This window comes from Rhizobium sp. PP-CC-3G-465 (assembly GCF_004343445.1).
Classification (GTDB): Bacteria; Pseudomonadota; Alphaproteobacteria; order Rhizobiales; family Rhizobiaceae; genus Ferranicluibacter; species Ferranicluibacter rubi.
Genome location: NZ_SLYH01000006.1, coordinates 1 through 25,123, shown reverse-complemented (window position 1 = coordinate 25,123; position 25,123 = coordinate 1). Strand labels below are relative to the sequence as shown.

Below are 25,123 nucleotides of genomic sequence, written 5' to 3'. Positions count from 1 at the left end.
CTCAGTCCTGTCCCGTCTCTTCGCTGGCCCGACGCGGCGTCGGCAGGGTCTTTCTGTCGTTGTCCGACAGTCGCGCGGCCAGCTTGTCGAGCGTGCGGCGCATGGAGCGCGCCTCTTCCTGCTGGGCCTCGATCCAGTCGCGCAGCATCTGCTGCTCGCCGCGCATGTTTTTCACCAGGCCCTGAATGCCCTCGGCAAGGCTGGCCATGGCAGCCGTCGTGCGCTGGCTCGTGCCGCCCTCCTGCGTCATGCGGCTCAGCTCCTCGGCGATAAGCCGCAGGTCTTCGGAGCGATCGCCCGCACCGACTTCGGAGCGCACATTCACATCCGAGCTGACATCGGTGACGGAAGACAGCCAGTTTTCGAGTTCGGTATAGAAGCGGCTCTGCGCGCGGCCGGCCTGCAGATCGAGGAAGCCGAGAACCAGCGAGCTCGCAAGACCGAAGAGCGAGGTGGAGAAGGCGGTGCCCATGCCGGTCAAGGGGGCGGACAGGCCTGTTTTCAGCGCCGAGAGCACATCTTCCGTGCTGCCGCTGCCAGCATCCAGCGACTGGATGACGGTGTTGATGGAGCCGATCGTGCCGAGCAGGCCCCAGAAGGTGCCGAGCAGGCCGAGAAAGACGAGAAGGCCGATAAGGTAGCGCGACGTATCGCGCGATTCATCGAGACGGGTGGCGATGCTGTCGAGAATGGAGCGGAGCGCGGCGGTGGAAATCGCCATCGAATGGCGCTTGCCGATCAGCGCGCGCATGGGAGCGAGCAGAACCGGATCGCGCCCGACCTTGTCGGCGCTGCCAGCGGCGCGGAAGTTGTTGAACCAGCGCACCTCGGGCCTGAGCGCCAGAACATGGGTGAAGACGAGGAGGATGCCGATCAGCAGCACGCCGAGGATCAGCCCGTTGAGGCCGGGATTGCTGAGAAAGGCGGCCTGCGCCTGCCGGAACAGGATGGCACCGACGAAACCGACGATGATGAGAAAGATCACCATGGTCCAGAAGAACACCATGGGGCTCGTCAGCTTGTTCGGATTGTAGTCCCCGCCCTGCTCCGCATCCCAGCCAGACAATGTCAGTTTCGCCATGCCGCTTCTCTCGATTCCCAGCCGGCCACCCGGTCATCTCTCGGCCGGGCCCGGCCATATGGCGCAGACCCTACTGTATAATTCTTCAAACCGGAACGGTTCGCGCACATATTCTGCGAGAGATCAACGACCTGGGCAGAGCAACCGCCGGCCCGGAAAAACCGCGCCGGCGCACCGATATCGACGCGGGAAAACGGCAGAAATGGGACGTGCCGGGTGCCAGGCGGCCGGCACGGTCCGGTCTTGTTTACTTGCCCGGCATCGGGCGGTGCAGGACCTCGTGCAGCGCCTTGCGGATATATTCGTTGCCGGCGATGATCGAGCCGTCTTCGATCGGCTTGTTGCCGCCGTCGATATCGGCGATCCAGCCGCCCGCCTCGCGCACCATCAGGATGCCGGCTGCCAGATCCCACGGCATCAGGCCGCGTTCCCAGTAGCCGTCGAACCGGCCGGCCGCGACATAGGCCAGTGCCAGGGAGGGCGAGCCGAGGCTGCGGACGCCGGCGACTTCGCCCATCACATGCCGCAGTTCGATAAGGTGGTTGCCGTGGTGCCCGCGGCCGAGGAACGGCGTGCCCGAGGAAATAACGGAATCCGCCAGGCTGCGGCGTGCGGCCACGCGCAGGCGGCGATCGTTGAGGAAGGCCCCGCCGCCGCGCTCCGCGGTGTAAAGTTCGTCGGTTGCCGGGTTGAGGATCACGGCGGTGACGATCTCGCCCTGACGCTCGAGTGCGATGGTGATGGCGAAATGCGGAATGCCGTGCAGGAAGTTGGTGGCGCCGTCGAGCGTATCGACGATCCAGCGATGCGCGCCGTCCGTGCCCTCGACCTCGTCACCGTCCTCGCCGAGATAGCCATAGGTCGGGCGGGCCTTCATCAGCTCTTCGCGAAGAATCTTTTCAGCCTTGCGATCGGCCTGCGACACGTAGTCGCCGGGTCCCTTCATGGAAACCTGCAGATTCTGCACCTCGCCGAAATCGCGGGACAACGACTTGCCGGCCTTGAAGGCGGCCTGGACCATGACGTTGAGAAGGGCGGAACGGGCCATTTCGGGCTTCCTCTGAAAAAAGCGCCGGAGAGAGGACCGGCAGATCGCGGGGCTGTCACAGAACGGTCGGCGACGACGGCGTCCATCGAGGAAACCGGGGATCAAGCCGACAACGCGGCGGATCGTTCTGACGATCCACCGGGCGGCGCCTCAAGACCACAGATCCCCGCCAATTTCAAGTCCCTGCAAACCTGCCGAACAGCACGGCTGCCGGAAGCGCTCAGCCGCGCACCGCGCGAAAACGGTTCGCGGCCTCGCGGGCCGCCTTCTGCTGGGCTTCGCCGATGCCAAGGTAGAAGTCCTCGAGATCGTCGTCCTTCAGGCCCGCACGGCGCGAAAGCACGTACCATTTGGCCGCCTCCACCGGATTGGGCCGCGTGCCGATGGCATTGATATAAAGGTGCGAGAGCTTGTTCTGCGCGACGACATTGCCGGAATTCGCCGCACGCAGCATCCAGCCGAAACCCTGTTCGAGGTTGCGGCTGCCGCCGACCCCGTCCACGAGCCAGATGCCGGCATCGAGCTGGGCCGTATCGACCCCGGCCGCCGCCGCCCGCAACAACCATTCCCGCGCCCGCGCCCGCTTGTCGTCGGGAATGCCGTCGACATTCAGGTAGATCTGCGACAGCGCATATTGCGCATCCGCAATACCCTGTACGGCAGATTTTTCGTAATAGGGCATCGCTGCCTTCAGCCCGGCCTGTCCCGGCTGGTCGGCCACGAGCAGCTGGGCATAGTTGAACTGGGCGGAGGCATTGCCGCGATCGGCCGCCTTCTTCATCAGTTCCTCGGAGCGGGCCTTGTCGCGCGGCACGTCCCGGCCCTCCATCAGGAGGATCGCATATTTGAACATGGCGGAGGGATCGCCGGAGGCTGCGGCCTGCCCGTACCAGAAGGCGGCATCCTTCGGTTTGCGCGGCACGCCGAGCCCTTGGGCGAAAATTTCCGCGACCAGCGTCTGCGCCGAGGCATCGCCCAGCTGCGCACGCGGCAGAGCGAGTTCCATGGCCGTGAGGTAATAGCCGCGCTGGAACGCGCCATAGGCATCGTCGGCCTTGCCCTCGAAGGGCTTTTCCGCCGGAAGCGCCGGAAGGGCGACGCCCATTCGCTCCAGCACGTTGACGCCGCCGGACGGCGCGATCTTGCCGTCGGCAGGCTTTCCTTCGCCGCCCGGCCGCCGCAGCGCCGGAATTTCGTTTTCCGGAAGGGCTGCGCCATTGAACGGGGTGATGCGGCCGCGCTTGGCCGTCACGCCGGTCTCGCTCGTCGCATCGTCCTCCGGCTCGGTCCCGGCTTCCGTATCAGGCGGCGCTTGCGTGTCGGCCGGAGCGATAATGGCTGTATCGGGCTCGACGCCCGGAAGCGCATCCTGCGCGCTCGCAGGCAGGCCTGCCATACTCACAGAGAACAGGGCAGCGGAAAAAAGGCAGAGACGGGGCGAACGATCCAGCATTCCCGGTCTTAAGCGCCAAACCGTGGCGCTTTTTCGTCAAGCAGTGCATTGACCTCCGCAATCACGGCAGCAGCCCGCTCCGGCACCTCGAAAACAGCCCGATGCAGCGCCACGAACTCCGCGCCGCTTTCCGCGACAACGAGGGCGGAGGCAGGGTCGGCACCGCCCATGACGATGCAGGGGATCTCGATCATCGAGGACCACCATTCGCCGAGCGCCACGTTCTTCCCATGCGCCTCCGGCTTGATGTCGCCGTTCAGCTTGCCAAAGAAGATATAGTCGGGCTTTGCCTCGCCGATCTCCAGCGCATGATGCCGGTCGGCCGCATTGCCGCCGCCAACGATGAGCTTCGGCGAGAATTTCTCCATCGCCTCGGTCATGGCCTCGTGATTGCCCTCGACATGCAAGCCATCGGCGCGGGCCCGTCCGGCGACGCGGGTATCGCCCGCGACGAGCGCCGCGGCGCCGGCCTCCTGGATGAGCGGAACAAGCGCTTCCGCATGTTTCTGGAAGGCCTGGTCATCAAGCCCGTATTGCGGCACGATGACGGAGGCAACGTCGCCCCCTTTCAACGCGTCGCCGACGATGCGGGCGCGCTCCGCGGCATCCGCGATATCGGGAACGATGAGGACGAGGCGGCAGCGATTGTCGGTCAGGCTCATGAAGGTGCTCCAGCAGGCCACAGGGGGCGTGCATCTGCGTGTTGTCTGTGTGCTCAGCGATAGCCGCTCGCGCGTCGGGGATCAACCATGCCAGGGCACGCCGCCCGAGCGCGCATCTCTACTTACAAGAGAAATTCACCAAAAATCATACTCGCAAATGGCGAGTATTAGAAGGTTGCGAAAAATAGGTTGTGGCAACGCACAATTTACTTGATGATAATGTGCATTTCTAATAACGTTCTAATATGTCAAATCTATCACCCTTCAATGCCATCGCAGACCCGAACCGCCGCTACCTGCTCGAGGAGCTTCGGCGCGCGCCGAAGACCGTCAATGAGCTTGCCGAAGGCTTACCAATCAGTCGTCCGGCCGTTTCGCAGCACCTCAAGGCTCTGCTCGATTCCAACCTCGTTTCGGTCTCGCCCAACGGGACGAAACGCATCTACCAGATCAACAAGCCGGGATTCGACGCCGTCAATCTCTGGTTGGATCAGTTCTGGGCCTAGTCGCCGCTGTGCATACGGTTATCAGCGGTAAGCCAACCGCCGAGAGTTGGCTACCGCTTGAAGATAGCTGCCAGAGCGAGGACAAGGCTTCTGTCCGTGACCGGAACGCGGCTTCGGGGCGTTTTCGGTAAAGGCATGCGTGTTTCAGCCGTGGAAGAATCGGTACGTGGTGTCCGATTCAAGGGTATGCTGCGTAAGTCCCTGAATCGGGATTGATTGTGCAGCAGGCATTGAGCGTTGCACCGTACCTGCGTGCGGTACGTCTGACGCACGCTCTATAACGTGTTCACGTCGAAGTCGCATATTCGCGACGTTTTTGGTTGCTTCATCGAACTGTTCGCGGGATGCGCCATTCTGTGTTGGCTCGTTCTCGTATCCCTTTGCGAACATGGTGTTTGCTTCACATTCCGCAGGCTCTGCGGCAGGCCGCACAGAATGTTCGTTCGTGGTGCGCCGAGACTGTAATTCCACTAGATGCACGACATCCGGTGTTGTCCCACCATTTTTGTATTCGTTCACTTACCATGCACTCTTCGGCGTGACGCCATGCGTCCCGAAGACCAGCCTTCCCGCAACGACGCACTTCAGACCCACTGCCTGATGCCAACAGCGCCAGCCGTAGATCGGCGGATAAAGAGGGTGCGGCCCGACCCGCCCGCATAAGGAGTCCGCACGCCTTGCCAACCCCCAGTCATCCTCGCCGTCGGGCAAGCGGGCAGAATCAGCGTGCAGGCTCTGAGATTTGGAGAGAATGGCAGACGGAGAGGCCGCGTGGACGACGGTCCGGCGGAGTACCAGCATTGACGACCCGGCAGCAGGTCGTAGACATCGGCACTCCTTCACAGCGCGCACCAATTCTGGCGGCCCAAAAAGCCGACGCCTCGCAGACGGGGTAAGCCGGTCTGCGAGGCGTCTTGCTTCAAAAGCGCGGATCTCGTGCCATCATGATTGGCTGGGTCCGGCTGTCACGTGAATTTCCCTGGAGAGAATGCTTTACGTAATCAATGAGTCGTCGAACGGATCTTCGAGATTTCGTCCTTCAAACGCAGCTTCCGACGCTTGATCGTGGCAATATACTCGTCTTCCACAGACGGTCTCGTCAGAGCCGAATGCAGTTCTTCTTCGAGAGCACCGTGTTTTTTCTCAAGCGTTGCAAGATGAGCCTCAATGTTCATGTGGCAGTCCCTTCCTTTTGCTTGCATCCGGTCGCCAGGCGCCGGATGTTCAGGTTCTAACTGGGGAAGTGTGCCATGCGTTTGCCGATTTGTCGAAGGCGAAATCGCAGAAACGGATAACTTCCCGTGAACGATCGTTCTATGCTAGAGGATCGCGCCTTGGATGAATCGCGCACGGGGCCGGAAGGTTCCCGCCGCGCCGTAATGATCCGAACAGGCCGCTTGAGACCGTGCGGCCACGCACCAACTTTCTTACCCGACGACAGTTCTGCCGCCGGATGCCGACAGGGAAATCCGCATGCCCGATCAGGACCAGGCCGAACTCAGACTGAGCGTTGCGCGTCTGCGGCAGGAGCACGAGGATTACGATGTCGCCATCAATGCAATGATCCAGACCGGCTGCGATGCGCTGCGAATTCAGCGGATGAAGAAAAAAAAGCTGGTCATCAAGGACAGGATCACCAAGATCGAGGATGTGATCATTCCCGACATCATCGCCTGAAATGGGCCTGATGCGGATGTGAGACACGACCGAGAGTGAACCCTTTATCGACCAGCGCGGGCTTGCATGAAGGCCGGCGCCAACCTCTATCCCGCGAACCTCTCTTCAAGGAGTGCGAGACATGACGACCCCCGGTCCGCCGCCCGTCGCCATCATCATGGGAAGCCAGTCCGACTGGGAAACCATGAAGAATGCCGCCGATATGCTCGATGCGCTCGACATCCCCTATGAAGCGCGCATCATTTCGGCCCACCGCACGCCCGACCGGCTGGTAACTTTCGCCACCTCCGCCCGCGAGGAAGGCTTCAAGGTGATCATCGCCGGGGCCGGCGGCGCCGCCCACCTTCCCGGCATGACCGCCGCCATGACCGCCCTGCCCGTCTTCGGCGTACCGGTACAGTCGAAGACCATGTCGGGCCAGGACAGCCTGCTCTCCATCGTTCAGATGCCCGCCGGCATTCCGGTCGGCACGCTCGCCATCGGCCGCGCCGGCGCCATCAATGCCGCACTGCTGGCGGCCGCCGTGCTCGCCCTGTCCGATCCGGATCTTGCCGACAGGCTGGATATCTGGCGCACAGAGCAGAGCGCCGCCGTCGCCGAATATCCGGTCGACCCGGCATGATCACGCTCGGCATCATCGGTGGCGGCCAGCTCGGCCGCATGCTCGCCATGGCCGCCGCGCGTCTGAACGTGCGCACCGTCATCCTCGAGCCGCAGGCGGATTGTCCGGCAGCGCAGGCCGCCAACCGGCAGATCGTCGCCGCTTACGACGATGAAGCCGCGCTCGACGCACTGGCTAAGGCCTGCGATATCGTCACCTACGAATTCGAGAACGTGCCCGTGGCCGCCGCCGCGCGCCTTGCCCGCAGCCGGCCGGTCTACCCGCCGCCGAAGGCGCTGGAGGTGGCGCAGGACCGGGTGACCGAGAAGCGCTTCCTCAATGCCTGCGGCCTGGAGACGGCACGTTTCCACACGATCGACAGCGCCGCGGAGCTGACGGCAGCCCTTGCCGATTTCGGCGGAAAGGGCGTGCTCAAGACCCGCCGTCTCGGCTATGACGGCAAGGGCCAACATGTCTTCCGCGATGGCAGCGAGAATGCAGCAGACGTCTACGAGCGCCTGGGCGCCGTGCCGCTGATTCTGGAAAGCTTCGTCACGTTCGACCGTGAGATCTCCATCATCGCCGCGCGCGGCACCGACGGAGCATTCGCCGCCTTCGACCCGGCGGAGAACGTTCACCGCAACGGCATTCTCCACACCTCCACCGTACCGGCGACGATCGACGAGGCAGCCACGCAGGCTGCGACCGCTGCGGCAAAAGCGATTCTCGAAACACTGGATTACGTCGGCGTCATCGGCGTCGAGTTTTTCGTGCGGCCGGATGGCGGGCTTGTCGTCAACGAGATCGCGCCCCGCGTCCACAATTCCGGCCACTGGACGGAGGCGGCCTGCGTTGTCTCGCAGTTCGAGCAGCATATCCGCGCCGTCTGCGGCCTGCCGCTTGGGGATACCGCCCGCCATTCGGATGCGGTGATGCAGAATCTCATCGGCGACGACATCCACGATCTGCCGCGCTGGCTGCAGGAGCCCCGTACGCTCGTTCATCTCTATGGCAAGGAGGATGCCCGTCCGGGCCGGAAGATGGGCCATGTGACGGTGCTTGGGCAGGCTTTGCGCCGGATGTCGCAAACCTGCTAAAAACCGGGCTTCGCGTCCGAAATCCCGGCCGTTATGGTTGACAGCAGCCCGGGCTCGGGGTATTTGCCAGCCACCGTAAAGAGCGCGCTCAGCCCTGACAGGCTCGCAGGCGCGCTTTTTGATTGTTTAGACCCTGTGCGAATGTGCATTCGCCGCAACTGCGGATCAGAAAGATGAAGATCAAAAATTCGCTTAAGTCGCTGAAGGCCCGTCATCGCGAAAACCGTCTGGTTCGCCGCAAGGGCCGCGTCTATATCATCAACAAGCTCAACCCGCGTTTCAAGGCCCGTCAGGGCTGAGGCATATCTGCCGAAACGGGACTGAAGTGACATGTGTTTCGACATTCGGTCGAGAAGCATGTCATAAAATTGATTTGATCTGAGGCCATGGCGGGATACCTTCTCACCATGGCCTTTTTCATGTCCCGTACCCTGATTCCCGCACCGTCTCGCCTGGCCCCTCTGGTTGCGGCATGTCTCGTCATGTCGTCCCTCGGCGCTGTCCAGGCGGCAGATACCGCGCAGGTGCCAACGGCAGAGATGTCCACGGCGAAGCCTGCCGAGCCGGAAAAGCTCCCGACGCGGGCCGAGAAGCTCGACACCCTGTTTGCCGCGCTGAAGCGCGAGCGGGACGCCGAGAAGGCGCGCGGCATTGCCGAGCAGATCCGTCTGGAATGGCAGGATTCGGGAAGTGCGACCGTGAACCTGCTCATGCAGTGGGCGGCAAAGGCCGTGGCCGACAGCAAACAGCCGAGCGCCCTTGACCTCTACGATCAGGTCATCGCGCTGGCGCCCGACTATGTCGAAGGCTGGAACCAGCGGGCGACGCTGCACTACCAGATGAGCAACTACCGGAAATCCATGTCCGACATCAACCGCGTGCTGGCGCTTGAGCCGCGGCACTTCGGTGCGCTCGCGGGAATGGCGGCAATCCTCACCGCCTCCGGCAAGGACGAACTGGCCCTGCGGGCCTGGGAACAGTTCCTCGCCGTCTACCCAGCCGAGCGCAAGGCGCAGGAGCAGGTGGGCGAGTTGGAAGAGAAGCTGGCGGGCAACCGGACCTGAGAGGGTCCGTTCACTCTACCTTCCGGAAATCGGCCGCTCTGCACGCGGGTGAACCGTTTCCCGCAGCGCTCCGTATGACATCGAAAATCCGATTCCAGACCGCAAGCCCTATCCTCGGTGTGGCCCATCGGCGCCGGGATCGCTAACGGTGTGACGACGACGGACCATGCCTATCTTCCCGACCCGCAGGATCATCATGCTTTCGACGCTCGCCGCCTTCCTCATCCTCATGGCCGTAGGTGTCGGCGCCGGAACCTATCAGGCATCCGCCTTCGAGCGGACCAGCGGCCATGAGGGCGACCTCACAGATGTCGGCGGCACCCTTATGAACAGCGTTCACGTGCCCCGCCCGCCCAGCGCAGACCTGCCGCCCATCGTCTTCATCCACGGCGCCAGCGCCAATCTCAACGACCCGATGGCAGCCTTTCGTGCGAAGCTGGAAGGCCGGGCCGAGATGCTGTTCCTCGATCGCCCCGGCTTCGGCTATTCGGAGCGCGGCGGGCCGCGCAACGCCTATCCGGATGGACAGGCGGAGGCGGTGGCCACCCTCATGAAGAAGCGCGGAATCCGCAAGGCGATCATCGTATCCCATTCCTTCGGCGGCGCGATTGCCGCGACCTTTGCCCTGAACCACAAGGACATGGTGGCCGGCCTCGTCTTCCTCTCCCCCGCCACCCATCCCTGGCCGGGCGGCGTCGAATGGTACTATAATGTCGCCAAGACGCCCCTGCTCGGCGATCTCTTCGCGACCCTCGTCGCACCCACCGTCGGCCGCCTGCTGGTGGACAAGGCCACCCGCAGCGTCTTTGCGCCCAACCACCGGCCGGACGATTATATCGCCGAGAGCAAGACCTATCTGGCGCTCCGCCCGGCGACCTTCCGTAACAATGCCGTCGATATCGCCAACCTGCTCGCCTATGTCACGAAGGTCGCGCCACGCTATGTCGAGATCACGGCGCCCACGGTCATCATCACCGGAGACCAGGACAAGGTCGTCCTGCCGGACATCCACTCCCGCCAGCTGCACGAGGCGATCGCCGGCTCACGGCTGGTCACCATCCATAATCTCGGCCACAAGCCCGACTATACCGTCACCGACGTCGCCATCGCCGCCATCGAGACCGTTGCCGGTGAGACGCCCGATCTTGAGGGAATCGCCCGCGCAGCGGAAAAACGCATCGCCGGCGACAACGAGGACTGAACGCGAAAACGCCGCGTCCCCAAGAGGGAACGCGGCGTTTTGCTACTGGATAGTCTAACGCTTAGACGCCGCCGGCGCCGTCTTCGCTGATATAGGCGATGCGCAGCATGTTGGTGGCGCCGGGCGTGCCGAGCGGAACACCGGCTGAGATGATGATGCGGTCGCCCGGATTGGCAAGGCCTTCCGAGGCGACGATGCGGCAGGCGCGGTTGACCATATCGTCAAGGTCGGTCGCATCGCTGGTAACGACGCAATGCATGCCCCAGACGACCGAGAGCCGGCGCGCCGTCTGGATGACGGGCGAGAGAGCAAGGATCGGCACCTGCGGACGCTCGCGCGCCGTGCGCAGACCGGTATTGCCCGAAGATGTGTAGCAGACGATGGCCGACAGCTTCAGCGTTTCGGCGATCTGGTGCGCGGCAAGCGAGATGGCATCCGCACCCGTCGCTTCCGGCGGCGTGCGCTGGGCGTAGATGATGCCGGAATAATGCGGGTCGGTTTCGACCTTGCTGGCGATCGACGACATGGTCGCGACGGCCTCGACCGGGTAATCGCCGGAGGCGGACTCGGCCGACAGCATGACGGCATCGGCACCTTCGAACACGGCGGTGGCGACGTCGGAGACTTCGGCGCGGGTCGGGACCGGTGCCGAGATCATCGATTCCAGCATCTGCGTGGCGACGACGACCGGCTTGCCGGCGCGGCGGCAGGCGCGGATGAGCTGCTTCTGCAGGCCGGGCACGGCCTCAAGCGGCATCTCGACACCAAGGTCGCCACGGGCAACCATCAGCGCATCCGAAAGCTCGATGATTTCGTCGATCCGCTCGATCGCCTGCGGCTTCTCGATCTTCGACATCAGGCCAACGCGACCACCGGAGATCTTGCGAACTTCGATCAGGTCTTCGGGACGCTGGACGAAGGAGAGCGCCACCCAGTCGACTTCATTCGTGGCAAGCACGGCATCGAGGTCGGCGCGGTCCTTGTCGGTGAGGACGCCGACGCCGAGCAGCGTATCGGGCAGGCTCACGCCCTTGCGGTCGGAGATCTTGGTGCCGGACACGACGGTACAGACGATGCTCTTGCCGTCGGCGCTTTCGGCGCGCAGATGCAGCTTGCCGTCATCGATCAGCAACCGGTCGCCGGCCTTGACCGCTTCGAGAATTTCGGGATGCGGCAGGAAGACGCGGGTCTTGTCGCCAAGCGCCTCGTTGTCGTCGAGCGTGAAGGTCTGGCCGGGAACGAGGTCGACCTTGCTATCGACGAACTTGCCGACGCGAAGCTTCGGGCCCTGAAGGTCGGCGAGAATGCCGATGGGGCGGCCGCAACGGGCCTCGACGGAGCGGATGCGCTCGATGAGCGTGCGCATCATGTCGTGGCTGGCATGGCTCATATTGATGCGGAAGAGATCCGCACCGGCCTCGTGCAGCTTCTGGATCATCGCCTCTTCGTTCGACGCCGGTCCCAGCGTCGCAAGGATTTTGGCTTTTCTATTCCGTCTCATCAATTCTGGCCTTCTTGAGTCCCGGGCGTATCGGAAAGCTGAACCATCCAGCTGCCTTGGCGTCCCGTGTCGTATTCCTTGAAGCCCATGCGCTGGAAACCGCGCGCAAAACAGTCCTGCACGCCGACGATCTTGAACTCGTTTTCAGCGGCGCACATGTTGACGTTGCCTGTCCACCGGCCACCACGCGCCGCATCCTCGGCGTAGAGATAATAGTAGCGGGATTGCAGTTCGCCCTCGATCAGCGTCGCGCAGGTGGTGGCAGGTACCTGCCACCAACCCTCGGTGATCCAGCCTTCCTTGGCGCGGTAGCCGATGGCCACCCCGACGAGGTTCTGCGTACCGTTGCAGACGCGAAATTCGGCGAGCGCCTCCGTTGCCACAAGGGGGGAGGCGAGCGCGAGCGCGAAGACAGTCAATCCACCGAGAGACAAGCGACGCATGTTCGACGGGGAGAGAAGATGTCGAGACACGGTTTCCAATGGTGCTCCATTGCATTTTGTCGAGGCACTTTCTTGCGACGGTGCGGGGCGAAAGTCAACGGAGGTGTAAGGCCTCATTTCCGGCTTTTTCCGGGCAGGCACGGCATAGTCCTAAAGCGCCTGCCTTGCGATCGCCTTTTCGACATGTCATCAAAATTGTAAAGGCATGCAAAGAGGTTGAACCCCATGGCCGACGAGGCGCCGTTCGAGATCATCAGAGGCGATATGGGCCGCGGGCTCGTGCTGCTTGGCGACCACGCGACCAACCGGCTGCCACCCCGCTACGGCACCCTCGGCTTGGCCGAAAGCGCCTTTTCCCGGCACATCGCCTACGACATCGGCGTAGAGCCGCTGATCCGAGGATTGGCCAAGCGTCTCAACGTGCCCGCCGTGATGAGCCGCTATTCCCGCCTGCTGATCGACCCGAACCGCGGCGAGGACGATCCGACCTTGATCATGAAGATTTCCGACGGCGCGATCATCTCCGGCAATCATCCTTTATCGCCTGAAGAAGCAGAGGCGCGCCTGGAGGGCTACCATCGCCCCTATCACCGGGCCGTGGCCGACACCATCGCCGAGGTTGCGCAGGCAAGCGGCAGCACGCCGCTCATCCTGTCGCTCCACTCGTTCACCCCGGCCTGGAAGGGCGAACCCCGCCCCTGGCATGTCACCGTGCTCTGGGACACCGACGCGCGCGCCGTGCTGCCGCTTCTGGCAGCGCTGCGTGAACCCGGCGACGTCGTGGTCGGCGACAACGAGCCCTATGACGGCGCCCTGCGCGGCGACACGCTCTACCGGCACTGCATGGAAACCGGCATGCCGCATGCGCTGATCGAGGTGCGCCAGGACGAGATCGGCACCCCCGAAGGCGTCGCCACCTGGATCGACCGTCTGGCGCCGATCTTCGAGCGGCTGAACGCCCGTGCCGACCTGCACCGCACGGAGCGACACCCATCCCGCACGGGACCTTACGCCGCGTAACACTTTGCATTGGGAGCCCCTGCCCGCTCCGCCGACCGAAAGGATATGCCTATGCCCGACACAAGCCCGATGCCCGAGCTCTCACCGGAACAGCGAACCGAATTCGAGGCGGCCGCCTTCCGCCGCCTGCTGGCGCACCTCGGCGAGCGCAGCGACGTGCAGAACATCGACCTCATGAACCTTGCCGGCTTCTGCCGGAACTGCCTTTCCAACTGGTATCGCGATGCGGCGGAGGCGAGTGGACAGCCGTTGAGCAAGGAGCAATCCCGCGAGATCGTCTACGGCATGCCCTATGACGAATGGCGCGAGAAGCACCAGCGCGAAGCCAGCACCGAAAAGCAGGCGGCCTTCGAGATCAACCGCCCGAAGGCGTGAGCACGGTGCAGGCGGAGGCAGTGCGCGGCAATCTTTGCGCAAAGTGACTTGACCTCGACGCTGCTTCACGGCAGGTGACGGCCCAGCCGGGCATGAGGCCCGAAAGCCTCCGAAATTCCCGCATCCCGTCTTCGCCCTCCCCGGCCGGACGGCGAGGCGTATGCTCAATCAAACAGCCTGAACGAAAAGGACAACAGGAATGGACGAGAGAACAATCCCGGAAACGGGCGTGGAAAACGTCGCCGCTGCCGAGCTTCGCCAGTTCATCGAGCGTATCGAGCGCCTGGAAGAAGAAAAGGCTGCGATTAACTCTGATTTGCACACATTCTGACGTTGCCTACCCGACTGATTTAGCCATGAAATTAATCGCTTAACGCCATCTGACGATGCGGTAGCCTATCGATAGCAAATGAGCTGCGCTTATTTTAGATAACAATCAATAAGACACGGCGTGGCTCTGGCTGTTGTGCAGTCAATCAACCTCAACATCGCGTAGTATGCCACCCTATGCTGCGTGCTGACCCAAGAATGAAAGGCCGAATGAATGACAGACGAAATTCAAACAGATTCCACTAACGTCGCGGCAGCAGAGCTTCGCCAGTTCATAGAGCGCATCGAGCGCCTAGAGGAAGAGAAACAGGCAATACAGGATGACATAAAAGACGTTTTTGGAGAATCAAAGGGCCGCGGCTACGATGTGAAGGCTATTAAGACGATCATCCGGCTTAGGAAAAAAGATGCGAATGAGCGCATTGAAGAAGAGACCATCCTACAAACCTACATGGCTGCCCTTGGAATGGAGTAATATCGCCGTTTATGAACAGCAGAGGCCCCAAATGGGGCCTTTTTAAATATTTGGAAGCTTTAATGCCATGCTTAACTTGAGGACTAGGTCGAGAATTTCCTCTTGTGCATTTATCAGTAGCTGCTTTTGGATCCTATTTTCCTCTCTCAACCTTTGCAGTTCGGCTCCCTCCGAAGAGACCTGGACCTTACGAATACTCTTAGTCCTAGATTCTTGAGGTCTACTTTTGCCTTTCGCTGCCTGCCCTCTAAGCCGTTGTCCAGCCACCCGCTCAAGGACCAACAGCCTGTCTCGGACCTTCTCGAAAAGATCGCTATTCGTTACTCGAAACGTCCCGGTACCAACGCGGATACGCTTGGCGAAGCCTTCGTGTGAAAACTGCAAACCGCGAGTGAGCGCCGCATCAATCTCGGCTTTCGTATTTAGCTGGTAAAGTTCATCCAGTGCGAGTTGGATACGGCGCCGAGGATCATCGATATCTTCGAACGCCGCTAGGTTTTCGTTGTCGCTAGAGCCGTGTCCCTCAACCTTACGCTTCAACCTAAATTTCTGCATACCTAAAATACCTTACTCAAAGCACGGCCGGCCATTTCAACGAAACGGTTTGCCACAGCGCGCAGAGCGCGAGATGCGCGAGGGTTTGCGGCGATGCGTGCGTGGCGCTCTGCACCGGCTTCGTAGAAGGGATCAAAAACGTGATCCCGTAAGAGATTTTGGCATCCATCGCAGTTGATGCAGGATCTCTCCGCATCAATTCTATCTGTGCCAGCTTTGCGCAACTCGAATTCTAAGCATTTTGCATATAAGGCGGCAGAGTGATGCCACGCGCAGTAGCCCCAAGCCATTGGAAACAATTCCACTCCTTGGTCCTCCACAAAGTCTGCCAGCTCCCTTGACATCTCCTCCAACGGTAGCGCGCGCACCCGAAGCTTGTCGAGAAAAGGAAGGATGCTTCCAGGCAGATTAGAAAGCTCGCCCGCTCCGTCCAGTAGTTTACGGTACAGAACCTTTGCCGACAGTTTTGCCTGAGCTTGCGACAGTCGCGGCACATCGTCTCTTCGGAGGCCATAACGGACAGTGGTCGTAATCCATGCATGGTTCAGGAACCGGCGCAACGACTCGTACTTACCAGCATATTCGTAGTAATTAACCCACATCGTGGCGAAGAATCTTCGCATCTCGTTGGGCACCACGGCTCGATGCCCTTCACCTTCTATGGAACTTGCCCCTGTGCGCCTGCCGAACAATTTAAGTCGCTGTCGAACGGTACTGTCTTCGAGATTCGACGCGCCGTGCCTGTGTTCCACGAAGAAAAGGTCTTTGGTATTATGCTTCTTTCGAGCCTCAGCACTTAGCTCCGTCAGCACTTGCACTGCGCGTACGACAATGTCAGGACATGGCCGCTCGACGAGTGAGCCCCCTTCCGTATTGGCAGCCTTGGAGGTGCGATACCTAATGTAAGGGCCGTCGATACGCTCGACAATGCAGTCGACCTTGATCGTCAAGCCTTCTTCTAGCCGAACTGCTATATATGCAAGGATGAGGAGGTAGCAGGACGTCCAAAGGTCGGTCACTGCCTCCTCAACGCTACTGCCAGAAACGCCACTCGACCCAAGCGCCGTTAGTGGCCACGGTGCAAACTCTCCATCTTCTCCAGAGAACGGTAGGCCGACGCACGCAGCGGTGTTCCGCTGTTTCGGGGTACGCGCGTCGAGCTTGTTAAATTTGTCGATCTCAGCAACAAGATAAGCTTGGGCTGAGGAGAATGCTGCGGCACTTGGAACATTTAGCCAACGTTCTACTGAGGATATCATGCCTGAATACCTCTCTTTATAGAGCGTTTGAACTTCGATGCCGCAAATGGACCCAAGCTTCCTTTTGTTTACGGTATTTCCAGAAAATATTCTTCTTCGATCCGATCTGAGTAAAGCATCCAGCAGTGTTCGAGCAACATATGCAATTATCTCACCTGGACGCGCTCGCTTGCTGTCCGGCACTTTTTGCTGTGCCTCCAGCCCTCGCCTCTTCAACTGCATTATGTCTTCCGAATAGAGCTGAACGTACTCCACTGCCGCAGCTACATGCGCGAAGACGACCTCCTCTGGGACATCGTCTGTCTGACCAGTGTCTTTCCCTTTTCGTGCCATAGCTCTCCGGTCGTCTGCAGAAAGAAGGCAAGCAAACCTGAAGCCGTCGTTCAACAAGAAGCGCCCATCTTCGAGGGGGCGAGCGAAAAGCGTATGAAGATCATCGAGAACGTTGAAGGTAGTCTGTAGCCGTCCCCGCGTTACGGTGTTTTGAGTAAAACCTGTCCTACCTTCGTTGAACTCGGCCAAAAGGCCTTCGTAGTGCCGGCTGTTAAATTCTTCTAAGGATGAAAGTCCCAACCTTATAGCGTAATCGCATATAGCCAGTACGGTGTATGTTTTTTGAAAAACAGTCGAGAGGGCAATCTTTCTGCCGTTCGGGTGCAGCTCGTTCCTAAGTACTGTTTGATATCTCCGGGCGAGCTCCCAATATTTCCGGTTGTCGTTGTGACGAATCGACTTGCCGTTCGCCATCACACGACGCCAGCGAAAGATCATCGGCCGCCCAGATCTCAACAAGCTGTATTTCCACTCGATATCATCCCATCCCCCCAAGAGACCTGCGGGTCGCTCCATAGGCACCAGCAGCCTTGCATTAGGGTCGCCCTCGATGCTGCCGATAACGGTGCGCGGAGCGGAAAGCCTTTCAGACAATTGGCGGCTCCAGATATTCAATTCCCATTTCCGCAGCCACTTTCCGGCCACGTTGGCGCACGTGTGGAAGCATGGCTTCGATAGCGGCATTCAGGAATACAAGAAGAGGAAGCCAACTGGTCTCATAGTCTGGATGTCCCTTCAAGGTCGGTAGCTCGGTCACGAGATGTTCCTTGAATACAATAAGTTCTGCAGCCACTTCCGGATCCTCGAGCACGATGATTTCACCGGTAAGAAAGAACCGCACGAGTTCCGACTGAACCTCCTCGCGAACATTTTCAGCTTCTTTGTTATGTTCCAGAAACCCGAGATTCGCGGCTTGACGCAGAACCCGCTTGGCGCTCTGCTCGTTGATCCGCAGGTCGCCCCTTAGTTCGGGGCGCTTCTCCAATATCTTTAAACTTATCGCGCCCTGTACGTTCCGCGCATCTTCGGCACTGAGCTGCTCGCTCACCTGCTCATTGAGATATCGCTGCGTCGTGCCTAGCAGCTTGTGCTGCGCCACTCTGTACGCTTCGAAGATGTCTCCCCCGGAAACGATATACGCTCGCAGGATTAAGGTAGGTCTGATCTTATCTAATGTGAAACGATAGCGGGTAAGTATCGGATCACCAGCCCTGAACCGGTCCCAGGCATCGAGCCAAGCCCTGGGAGAAACAGCTTTTACAGTTTTGCGCGTCCCACCGTTCCCGAGAACCAGGAAAAGCTTATCCGCATCCTGGGCCTCGGCGAATTTGATCAAAGGCTCTCGCATGCTCTGCACGCAGCGGAAAGCGGTTGCCGGATCGATGGATCGTCGGCTACTTGAAGCTAGGGAACGATCGTCTCCAGACGCCCAGATTGTTGTGATCATCCGGTGTCCTGCTCGCTTCTTGACGTAAGTAATCTTCATATTGTTGGGATTAGCCGTACTCCTCATCGCATCGACCGCAAATCCAGCCGCGTACGACACTTCGATCGGACGATCGATGAGCATGGTGACAAGAAAGGGGATCACGTTGTCTGGAGTTGAGTGAAGCAGATTCCGGATGTGACGAACCGAGTATTGATTATAGATCCAACGAACTAACGGGTTGCCAGGCTCATCGATTGGAATGATACCGTCGTAAAGATGCTGTAAGAGGGCGATCATGTCCGTGTCGTCCGTCAGCTCATACTTCCAACCTCGTCGCAATTTCAACGGCTCGCGGGAAACACAATGTCTCTCAAGGAAGCCGATGGGGTCGAAGATACCGCTTGAAACGATTTGACGAGCTTCCTGCCAATCGTACCAGAAATGTCGGATTCGGTTTTCGATCGCCTTCCTCGTCGCACCTAGAAGAAGGTCTATCCGCCGCAGAACCTGCGCGGAGTCGGTCAGATCGTTTAAGTTATCCAGTTCCGAAAGGGCTTCGCGAGTGGCAACGTCGATGATATGAATGTCTTCGCCGTCTCGAAGCGCCTTTTTAACGAGTGCGATAGACAGCTTCTTCCCCCCCTCCGGTTTTTTGATGCCGTTTAAGATTCTGAAGGCAGGAAGCACGCCTGCTGTCTGCATCCGAGCAACAAAGGCATGCACATTCGAACGGTACTGGTTCTTGGTTCTATCTCTGAGGTCAGGATCTGACAGGATAGAAAGCAACCACTCACCGGTTTGCAAACCCCACTTTTGGGCCGTCCAATCGGTAGTATTTGATCCGTCAACCCTGGCTAAGTCGGAAAGATATCTCATCCATCCCCGGATGGGGACCAAAGCGGCTAAAGCAGAGCCCTTCTCTTTTGGTGCCGTCCAGATTGTGAACTCTGCCGCCAGCTTCGCCGCCAGGGGTCCCAGACCAGAGCACGTTCTAAAGTTGAAGTAGACCCGAGTTCGTTCTGAACTGTGAGCTGAAGAGTAGACGAACAACTCGCCGTAACTCGTTGGGTTGATTTTCCCGGCCACAAATTTGAGCTTGTTAAGGTCGACATACTGCGTTGCCAAGACACCTACCTCCTTCGCTGGCGAAAGTCGCCTCCTAAGACGTCAGATAGGCTCCATCGAAGCTTCGCGAGATTGTCAAAGGCAGTCGATGCCTTCATGAACTCTGGGCTCTCCACGTTCATTTCCTCCTGTGCGATGTGCAGATAATGACACATAACATCAAAGGTCACGTCCATTTCGGCCTGAACTAACAGACAAGCTTTGACAACATCCATGCCTGCAGCCAGGTATTCTTTGATTTTCGTCGTGGCAGACCTGTGTCTGTAGAAATGAGGTCGGATCTTCTTTAAATGCTCTCCATTTTTAAGAGCCGCAACCTTCGCGGCGGCCTTCACCAAATTGGTGATCGACTGCGGGAGGTAACCCACGCCGCTTTTGGAAGAGACGAAGAGCTCGGGCGGGTCCAAGCCTTCCTTAAGCAGCCGTGGACGGATTTCATCACGAAACTCTATCAATTGCCGGACAAGGCTTACAGACATATAGGCGCGCCTTCGCCGATCTCGTTGCTTTTTAGCGCGCCAGAATGTGATCTCCATCACAGGCGGCTTGCCTTCCTTCTGAAGCTTTTCCAAGAGGCACCTAAATTCCGCAGCAGAGGGTATGTCGGCTTTTCCAAAGGTCGTGAGCTCCGATCTGCGAAGCGGTCCTCCATGTAAGAGCGCTATCATCGCGTGTCGCTGTTTCCGGAGTACCCAAGACTTGGCAGAGGTCATCTCCGCTTCGACAAGCGCAAATTCGCCATCCGCCGGAAGATCCGGGACGTCTTTCTTTTCGCCGCGCTGCTTGAGCAGTTCGTGTTTAACGCCTTCTCCGGACATCAGGGAAATACGAAAATCTCTGGATCCTTCGCGGTTAGTCCCGATCATTCCGTGACATAACCCTTGCGATTCCGCGAAAACGAGCATCCTTAGAAAGACCGAAAGTACATTCTTCCAACTGCGAACCTTTGCTCCTCTTACAGTGAGCGCATGAGCTTGAAGCAACAGCAGGGTATCTTCGCTGACCTCAAACAAAGCAATGGACGAAACTTCAAGAACTCTGAGCACAGACACAATCTGGCCTCCGTATTGAAGCACCGTCTTCGGAGACCTTCCGTATGTAAGAAGGTGCAAGAGGAACATTGTGGCTGCCAGCACGATCCTTCCCTGCCTGTCATAAACGATGAGCCGCTCTCCACGGCGGACCAGCTTAGTACGAGGGAAAACTATCGTGGCCGGCCGCATTCTCATGCGCCACCAATATCGTCTTGATCGGTATCTGAGAGTCGCTGGGAACCCGAGTAGTCATCAGAGGCCTCCAAACCCAAGACACGGCAACTTCGAAACCCAGCCAGGAAGTGGACGCTCCACTGTTCAGCTGTTGCCAGCGGACTACTCGATAGCGAGGCTTCCAAGTTGCAACCCCTAATCATTTCCCCTCCACGAATCGGTGACGAATGGAACATGTAGATAATAACTTATGATGTAAACGTCGATAATCATTATTTATATGAGGATATAATTGAATTTATACTTGACATACAAGGGAAATTGCAGTATGGAAAAACCATAATTGTTGACAATTTACACTATTTTCGGATAACCCGGCCAATCCTTTTCTTTTTAAACAAAAATCTCAATTTTATATAAATCGGTTAATCTTTACAGGATTCAAAAAAAGCTTTGAGTTCAGGAATCGCGTGGCAGTGTTTTGCAAATCTGTGAGAGATGCGCACTCGGCCATAGTGCTTCAAGGATTGCGGCCGTGTCCTGCCGGGATGTTGCTTCGTTCCCTCAAGGATTCGGTTAGTCTCCTGCTAATGGAAGTTCCGCGCCTTCACCTTCAGCGTATCGATATGCAGATCGGGTACGAAGATGTCCCGCGGCTGCGGCGCTTTCTTCGGCCGGTCCCGCGCATCGCCCCCGCCCACGGAGCCGTGCGCGAACTCGTCGCCACGCCCTGACGTGACCTTGAACGCCGCATCCATGTCGGCCAGAGCGGAGAGGTCGCCCGAGAGATCGAAGAGCTGCTGCGCCACGAGGTGAACGACCTCCCCTTCCCGCTGGATGCGCCCGTTGATCGCCATCATGGACGACCCCAGCACCACGCGCCGGCGTTTCTCAAACAGGCTCGGCCAGACCACGATGTTGGCCGCCCCCGTCTCGTCCTCGATCGTGATGAACATCACGCCCTTGGCTGATCCCGGCTTCTGGCGCACCAGCACAAGACCGGCGGTGTAGACCCAACGACCGTCGCGGCCCGTCATCGCTTCCTCGCAGGTGACCATGCTGCGCTTTGTGAGTTCTTTCCGCAGAAACGCGACCGGATGCTCGCGCAGCGTCAGCCCGACATGGCCATAGTCCTCGACGACATTATGCCCCTCGGTCATCTGGCGTAGCGCCACATGAGGCTCCTGCTGTTCGGCGATCGCCCGCATCTCGCGCTCGGCCGCGGCAGCAAAGAGCGGCAGGGGCTCGTCGCGCAGCGCCTTGATCGCCCAGAGCGCGTCCCGCCGCTCGAGCTTCAGGCTTGGCAGGAAGGCATCGGCCTCCGCCAATTCCACGAGAGATGCCGCCGGCACGCCGCAGCGCCGCCACATGTCGTCGACGCTTTCGAAGGGATCGTCCATCCGGGCGGCGACGATCCGGGCGGCATCGGCAGCAGCCAGTCCCCGCACCATCCGCATGCCGAGACGCACGGCCCGCATCTTGGTGCCGGATATCTTCTCCAGCGTGCAGTCCCAGCGGGAGCGGTTGACGCAGACCGGGCGGATTTCGACCCCATGGGCGCGCGCGTCCCCGACGATCTGCGCCGGCGCATAGAAGCCCATCGGCTGGGAGTTGAGGAGCGCTGCGCAGAAGGCATCGGGATGATGGCACTTCACGAAGTTGGAGGCGTAGGCGATCAGCGCGAAGGACGCGGCATGGCTTTCGGGAAAGCCATAGGAGCCAAATCCTTCGAGCTGGCTGAAGGTCTTCTCGGCAAACTCTGGCGAGTAGCCGTTCTTCACCATGCCGGAGACCAGCTTGTCCTTAAACCGGCTCACTCCGCCGGTGAACTTGAAGGTCGCCATGCTCTTGCGGAGCTGATCCGCCTCGCCGCCGGAAAAGCCCGCGCAGACCATTGCCACCCGCATGGCGCTTTCCTGGAAGAGCGGCACGCCGAGCGTCTTGCCGAGCACGGACTCGAGTTCAGGGGTCGGATATTCCACCTTCTCCTTGCCTTCCCGGCGCCGGAGATACGGATGCACCATGTCGCCCTGGATGGGGCCGGGCCGCACGATCGCTACCTGCACCACGAGATCATAGAAGGTCCGGGGCTTGAGCCGGGGCAGCATGGCCATTTGCGCCCGGCTTTCGATCTGGAAGGTGCCGAGCGTATCGGCCTTGCGGATCATCGCATAGGTCGCGGCATCCTCCTGGCGTATACTGCCGAGATCGAGATCTTCGTGCTTGTGCTCGCGGATGAGGTCGAAGGCCTTGGACATGCATGTGAGCATGCCGAGCGCGAGCACGTCGACCTTCATCATCTTGAGCGCTTCCACATCGTCCTTGTCCCACTCGATGATCTGCCGGTCGGCCATGCTCGCCGGCTCAATGGGCACGAGATCATCCAGGCGATCATGCGTCAGCACGAAGCCACCCGGATGCTGGCCCAAGTGGCGCGGCGCGCCCATGAGCTGTTGGGCGAGCGACAGCGTCAACACCAGTCGTCGGTCATCCGGGTTGAGGTTCAGCTCCTTGACGTTCCTCTCGCTGACGGCTTCAGACCATGACCACATGCCTGACGACAGCGCCTTGATCAGATCTTCCGGCAGGCCCAGCGCCTTGCCGACGTCTCGGATCGCGCCCTTCGCCCTATATCGCGTGACGGTAGAACAGAGCGCTGCCTTCTGATGCGTATAGGTCCTGTAGATCCACTGGATGACCTCTTCGCGCCGCTCATGTTCGAAGTCGACATCGATATCCGGCGGCTCGTCCCGCTCCTGGCTGACGAACCGCTCGAACAGGAGATCGTTGGTCTCGGGATCGATCGAGGTGATGCCAAGGATGTAGCAGACGGCGGAGTTAGCGGCCGACCCCCGCCCCTGGCAGAGGATGCCCTGCGAGCGGGCAAAGCGAACGATCGAGAATACGGTGAGGAAGTAGGGCGCATAGCGCATGGTGCGGATGAGTTCGAGCTCGTGGCGCACGGTCTTGAGCACGCTCGGGGGCAGACCTTCGGGATAACGGTTGGGGATGCAGTCCCAGACATAATGCTCGAGCGAAGCCTGCGGTGTCATGCCGGGAATGATCGCCTCTTCCGGATACTGGTAGGTTAGTTCTTCAAGCGAGAACGTGCAGCGGGACACGATCTTCATCGTGCGGGCGAGCGCCTCGCGGTGGCGCTGAAACAGACGCTCCATCTCCTCAGGCGGCTTTAGGTAGCGGTCGGCATGGCGCTCGCGTTCGAAGCCGACCTCGTCGATGGTGGTGTTGTTGCGGATGCAGGTGACGATGTCCTGGAGCTGCCGACGGCCCGGCTCGTGGAAAAGCACGTTGTTGGTGACGACGGTGCGCACATGGTAGCGGTTTCCAAGGATCTCCAGCTCATGCAGCCGCATCTGGTCGTTTGGTCGGCGGCGCAGCGACAGCGCGAGATAGGCACGATCCCCGAAGGCACCGGCCAGCTTGCGGAGCTGCACCGCGCAGGTCTCGTCGGGCAGATCGGGCACGAGCACGGCAATGAGGCCCTCGGCATAGAGTTCGAGATCCTCGAACGATAGAATGCAGTTGCCCTTGCCGCCACGCCCCTTGCCGAGCGTCAAAAGACGGGTCAGCCGGGAATAGGCGGCGCGGTCGGTCGGATAGACTAGCACGGACATGCCGTCGGCCAGATCAAGGCGACAGCCGACCACCAGACGAATGCCGGTCGTGCGCGAGGCCTCGAGCGCCCGCACGATGCCGGCAAGCGAATTGCGATCAACGATGCCGAGCGCCTCGATGCCAAGCGCATGGGCGGTCGCAAACAACTCTTCTGGGGAGGACGCGCCGCGCAGGAACGAGAAGTGGGTGGTGACCTGGAGCTCGGCATATCTCATAGCGCCCACCTCACGCGAAGATCCCGTGCAGGAACCAGCGGTGCGAGCCGGTCTCAAGGTTCTCGCCGTCGCCGCTGCGGAACACCCAGAAGCGTTCGCCGGCCTCGTCCTCCAGCGTGAAGTAGTCGCGCACCGCCGCACTCTCGCTGTCGCGCTTCCACCATTCGCCAAAGACACGCTCCGGCCCGTCCGCCCGCTTGACGCGTCTCCGCTTGCCCCGCCAGGTAAAGGACACAGGCGGCTGGTCGGGCAGGAGCGCGATGACGTCGATCGGGTCGGGGTGGGCCAGAAGACGCGTCGGGCGCGGCCAGTGCAAGGTCCATGTCTCCAGCACATCGGCGGCCGCCGCAGCAATCCGGCGCACGCTACGTTCCGGCACGTCGCTGGCAACCGCCGCATAGCGGTAGACCCTGTGACCGCGATTGCCGAAGATGTCGATCAGCGGCGTGATGTCGCGATCACAATCATCCACAAGGCTCGACGCGCTCTGTGTCTCCTCCAGCGGCTCCGCCATGACGGCGGCCAGCGACAGCTTCTCGATCCCAAAACCCGGCTCGATCTTCTCAGTGCGGTCGCGGAAGAGCTTTGTCAGCCAGGCGATGTCGCGCGCAGGTTTTGCCGTGCCGGCACGGATCGCCTGACGCGTGCCGTCGACCTTCTCGACAAGGAGATCGGCGCGCCGGATGCCAAGACCCTTCTCCTGCAGCTTTCCCACGAGCGCCACCACCAGACGGCCGACATATTTGTCGATGGTCTCGGCGGCTCCGATGGGCTCGGCAAAGGAGCGCGAGACGACGATGAGGTCGGGGTCACGGACCGGATCGATCGG

At 60.2% G+C, this 25,123-nt stretch carries 23 protein-coding genes and 1 pseudogene; 11 read left to right on the top strand and 13 right to left on the bottom strand.

Translation table 11 applies throughout. The features are described 5' to 3' along the window. Nucleotide 1 precedes the first annotated feature (1 nt). The 4 genes from C8J33_RS19340 to C8J33_RS19325 form a co-directional block, all read right to left on the bottom strand. Nucleotides 2-1,081, bottom strand: coding sequence for a MotA/TolQ/ExbB proton channel family protein (locus tag C8J33_RS19340; RefSeq protein WP_110736124.1), 1,080 nt, complete (start codon nt 1,079-1,081; stop codon nt 2-4). 247 nt (nt 1,082-1,328) lie between these two features. Then, entirely contained in the window at nt 1,329-2,129 is an 801-nt protein-coding gene (locus tag C8J33_RS19335; protein WP_110800786.1) for an inositol monophosphatase family protein, read from the bottom strand. 220 nt (nt 2,130-2,349) lie between these two features. After that, a complete protein-coding gene (locus C8J33_RS19330) occupies nt 2,350-3,525 on the bottom strand; it encodes a tetratricopeptide repeat protein (RefSeq protein WP_132665047.1) in 1,176 nt (391 codons plus the stop codon). Between the two features lie 65 nt (nt 3,526-3,590). Then, a complete protein-coding gene (locus tag C8J33_RS19325) occupies nt 3,591-4,244 on the bottom strand; it encodes a thiamine phosphate synthase (RefSeq protein WP_132448514.1) in 654 nt (217 codons plus the stop codon). A gap of 245 nt (nt 4,245-4,489) precedes the next feature. Here C8J33_RS19325 and C8J33_RS19320 point away from each other — a divergent pair, with 245 nt between their 5' ends. Further along, entirely contained in the window at nt 4,490-4,750 is a 261-nt protein-coding gene (locus tag C8J33_RS19320) for an ArsR/SmtB family transcription factor (protein ID WP_092989283.1), read from the top strand. 1,001 nt (nt 4,751-5,751) lie between these two features. Here C8J33_RS19320 and C8J33_RS19315 read toward each other — a convergent pair. Beyond that, entirely contained in the window at nt 5,752-5,925 is a 174-nt protein-coding gene (locus tag C8J33_RS19315) for a YdcH family protein (protein ID WP_110800788.1), read from the bottom strand. A 298-nt stretch (nt 5,926-6,223) separates the two neighbouring features. Between C8J33_RS19315 and C8J33_RS19310 the strand changes: the two genes are divergently transcribed. The 6 genes from C8J33_RS19310 (at nt 6,224) to C8J33_RS19285 (ending at nt 10,390) form a co-directional block, all read left to right on the top strand. Continuing rightward, the gene (locus tag C8J33_RS19310) at nt 6,224-6,427 is read left to right on the top strand and encodes a YdcH family protein (protein WP_092930336.1); all 204 of its coding nucleotides are present in this window, start codon (nt 6,224-6,226) and stop codon (nt 6,425-6,427) included. Between the two features lie 121 nt (nt 6,428-6,548). Then, nucleotides 6,549-7,049, top strand: coding sequence for a 5-(carboxyamino)imidazole ribonucleotide mutase (purE, locus tag C8J33_RS19305; RefSeq protein ID WP_132665046.1), 501 nt, complete (start codon nt 6,549-6,551; stop codon nt 7,047-7,049). Further along, nucleotides 7,046-8,125: a 5-(carboxyamino)imidazole ribonucleotide synthase gene (locus tag C8J33_RS19300; RefSeq protein ID WP_132665045.1), complete on the top strand. Its 1,080-nt coding sequence runs from the start codon at nt 7,046-7,048 to the stop codon at nt 8,123-8,125. Before purE ends, C8J33_RS19300 begins: the two co-directional genes overlap by 4 nt. A 173-nt stretch (nt 8,126-8,298) precedes the next feature. Further along, complete coding sequence (gene ykgO, locus C8J33_RS19295; RefSeq protein ID WP_034855034.1) at nt 8,299-8,424, top strand: type B 50S ribosomal protein L36; 126 nt, start codon at nt 8,299-8,301, stop codon at nt 8,422-8,424. A gap of 120 nt (nt 8,425-8,544) precedes the next feature. Further along, a complete protein-coding gene (locus C8J33_RS19290) occupies nt 8,545-9,189 on the top strand; it encodes a hypothetical protein (RefSeq protein ID WP_422038659.1) in 645 nt (214 codons plus the stop codon). Between the two features lie 166 nt (nt 9,190-9,355). Next, nucleotides 9,356-10,390, top strand: a complete 1,035-nt coding sequence (locus C8J33_RS19285) for an alpha/beta hydrolase (protein ID WP_245507215.1) — start codon at nt 9,356-9,358, stop codon at nt 10,388-10,390. A gap of 61 nt (nt 10,391-10,451) precedes the next feature. Here C8J33_RS19285 and pyk read toward each other — a convergent pair whose 3' ends face one another. Both pyk and C8J33_RS19275 read right to left on the bottom strand, forming a co-directional pair. Beyond that, a complete protein-coding gene (gene pyk / locus C8J33_RS19280) occupies nt 10,452-11,891 on the bottom strand; it encodes a pyruvate kinase (protein WP_110729975.1) in 1,440 nt (479 codons plus the stop codon). Beyond that, complete coding sequence (locus C8J33_RS19275) at nt 11,891-12,334, bottom strand: DUF1036 domain-containing protein (RefSeq protein WP_165929846.1); 444 nt, start codon at nt 12,332-12,334, stop codon at nt 11,891-11,893. The genes pyk and C8J33_RS19275 overlap by 1 nt, the downstream gene beginning before the upstream one ends. A 225-nt stretch (nt 12,335-12,559) precedes the next feature. Between C8J33_RS19275 and C8J33_RS19270 the strand changes: the two genes are divergently transcribed. The 4 genes and pseudogenes from C8J33_RS19270 to C8J33_RS19255 all read left to right on the top strand — a co-directional run bounded on the left by C8J33_RS19270 (nt 12,560) and on the right by C8J33_RS19255 (nt 14,534). After that, nucleotides 12,560-13,354, top strand: a complete 795-nt coding sequence (locus tag C8J33_RS19270) for an N-formylglutamate amidohydrolase (RefSeq protein ID WP_132665044.1) — start codon at nt 12,560-12,562, stop codon at nt 13,352-13,354. A 69-nt stretch (nt 13,355-13,423) separates the two neighbouring features. Next, nucleotides 13,424-13,729: a DUF1244 domain-containing protein gene (locus C8J33_RS19265; RefSeq protein ID WP_132665150.1), complete on the top strand. Its 306-nt coding sequence runs from the start codon at nt 13,424-13,426 to the stop codon at nt 13,727-13,729. Between the two features lie 199 nt (nt 13,730-13,928). Continuing rightward, nucleotides 13,929-14,048 (top strand): annotated as a pseudogene (locus C8J33_RS19260) (GapR family DNA-binding domain-containing protein); the annotation flags it as partial. Between the two features lie 225 nt (nt 14,049-14,273). Further along, a complete protein-coding gene (locus C8J33_RS19255; RefSeq protein WP_062595812.1) occupies nt 14,274-14,534 on the top strand; it encodes a DUF2312 domain-containing protein in 261 nt (86 codons plus the stop codon). A gap of 42 nt (nt 14,535-14,576) precedes the next feature. Here C8J33_RS19255 and C8J33_RS19250 read toward each other — a convergent pair whose 3' ends face one another. The 6 genes from C8J33_RS19250 to C8J33_RS19225 form a co-directional block, all read right to left on the bottom strand. Further along, nucleotides 14,577-15,074, bottom strand: coding sequence for a hypothetical protein (locus tag C8J33_RS19250; protein ID WP_132665043.1), 498 nt, complete (start codon nt 15,072-15,074; stop codon nt 14,577-14,579). A 17-nt stretch (nt 15,075-15,091) separates the two neighbouring features. Next, nucleotides 15,092-17,296, bottom strand: a complete 2,205-nt coding sequence (locus C8J33_RS19245) for a tyrosine-type recombinase/integrase (protein ID WP_162242440.1) — start codon at nt 17,294-17,296, stop codon at nt 15,092-15,094. Next, the gene (locus tag C8J33_RS19240; RefSeq protein ID WP_062595815.1) at nt 17,268-19,235 is read right to left on the bottom strand and encodes a hypothetical protein; all 1,968 of its coding nucleotides are present in this window, start codon (nt 19,233-19,235) and stop codon (nt 17,268-17,270) included. The genes C8J33_RS19245 and C8J33_RS19240 overlap by 29 nt, the downstream gene beginning before the upstream one ends. Nucleotides 19,236-19,240: 5 nt before the next feature. After that, a complete protein-coding gene (locus C8J33_RS19235) occupies nt 19,241-20,371 on the bottom strand; it encodes a hypothetical protein (protein ID WP_132713574.1) in 1,131 nt (376 codons plus the stop codon). A gap of 659 nt (nt 20,372-21,030) precedes the next feature. Continuing rightward, nucleotides 21,031-24,294: an error-prone DNA polymerase gene (locus C8J33_RS19230; protein WP_132665041.1), complete on the bottom strand. Its 3,264-nt coding sequence runs from the start codon at nt 24,292-24,294 to the stop codon at nt 21,031-21,033. Nucleotides 24,295-24,304: 10 nt separating this feature from the next. Next, nucleotides 24,305-25,123, bottom strand: an 819-nt coding sequence (locus tag C8J33_RS19225; protein WP_422038654.1) for a DUF6504 family protein, incomplete at its 5' end; no start/stop codon positions are given.

Excerpts from the sequence above, each read along its gene's own strand:
- C8J33_RS19340 (WP_110736124.1), bottom strand. The coding sequence starts at position 1,081 with ATGGCGAAACTGACATTGTCTGGCTGGGATGCGGAGCAGGGCGGGGAC.
- C8J33_RS19335 (WP_110800786.1), bottom strand. The coding sequence starts at position 2,129 with ATGGCCCGTTCCGCCCTTCTCAACGTCATGGTCCAGGCCGCCTTCAAG.
- C8J33_RS19330 (WP_132665047.1), bottom strand. The coding sequence starts at position 3,525 with ATGGCAGGCCTGCCTGCGAGCGCGCAGGATGCGCTTCCGGGCGTCGAG.
- C8J33_RS19325 (WP_132448514.1), bottom strand. The coding sequence starts at position 4,244 with ATGAGCCTGACCGACAATCGCTGCCGCCTCGTCCTCATCGTTCCCGAT.
- C8J33_RS19320 (WP_092989283.1), top strand. The coding sequence starts at position 4,490 with ATGTCAAATCTATCACCCTTCAATGCCATCGCAGACCCGAACCGCCGC.
- C8J33_RS19315 (WP_110800788.1), bottom strand. The coding sequence starts at position 5,925 with ATGAACATTGAGGCTCATCTTGCAACGCTTGAGAAAAAACACGGTGCT.
- C8J33_RS19310 (WP_092930336.1), top strand. The coding sequence starts at position 6,224 with ATGCCCGATCAGGACCAGGCCGAACTCAGACTGAGCGTTGCGCGTCTG.
- purE (WP_132665046.1), top strand. The coding sequence starts at position 6,549 with ATGACGACCCCCGGTCCGCCGCCCGTCGCCATCATCATGGGAAGCCAG.
- C8J33_RS19300 (WP_132665045.1), top strand. The coding sequence starts at position 7,046 with ATGATCACGCTCGGCATCATCGGTGGCGGCCAGCTCGGCCGCATGCTC.
- ykgO (WP_034855034.1), top strand. The coding sequence starts at position 8,299 with ATGAAGATCAAAAATTCGCTTAAGTCGCTGAAGGCCCGTCATCGCGAA.
- C8J33_RS19290 (WP_422038659.1), top strand. The coding sequence starts at position 8,545 with ATGTCCCGTACCCTGATTCCCGCACCGTCTCGCCTGGCCCCTCTGGTT.
- C8J33_RS19285 (WP_245507215.1), top strand. The coding sequence starts at position 9,356 with ATGCCTATCTTCCCGACCCGCAGGATCATCATGCTTTCGACGCTCGCC.
- pyk (WP_110729975.1), bottom strand. The coding sequence starts at position 11,891 with ATGAGACGGAATAGAAAAGCCAAAATCCTTGCGACGCTGGGACCGGCG.
- C8J33_RS19275 (WP_165929846.1), bottom strand. The coding sequence starts at position 12,334 with ATGCGTCGCTTGTCTCTCGGTGGATTGACTGTCTTCGCGCTCGCGCTC.
- C8J33_RS19270 (WP_132665044.1), top strand. The coding sequence starts at position 12,560 with ATGGCCGACGAGGCGCCGTTCGAGATCATCAGAGGCGATATGGGCCGC.
- C8J33_RS19265 (WP_132665150.1), top strand. The coding sequence starts at position 13,424 with ATGCCCGAGCTCTCACCGGAACAGCGAACCGAATTCGAGGCGGCCGCC.
- C8J33_RS19255 (WP_062595812.1), top strand. The coding sequence starts at position 14,274 with ATGACAGACGAAATTCAAACAGATTCCACTAACGTCGCGGCAGCAGAG.
- C8J33_RS19230 (WP_132665041.1), bottom strand. The coding sequence starts at position 24,294 with ATGAGATATGCCGAGCTCCAGGTCACCACCCACTTCTCGTTCCTGCGC.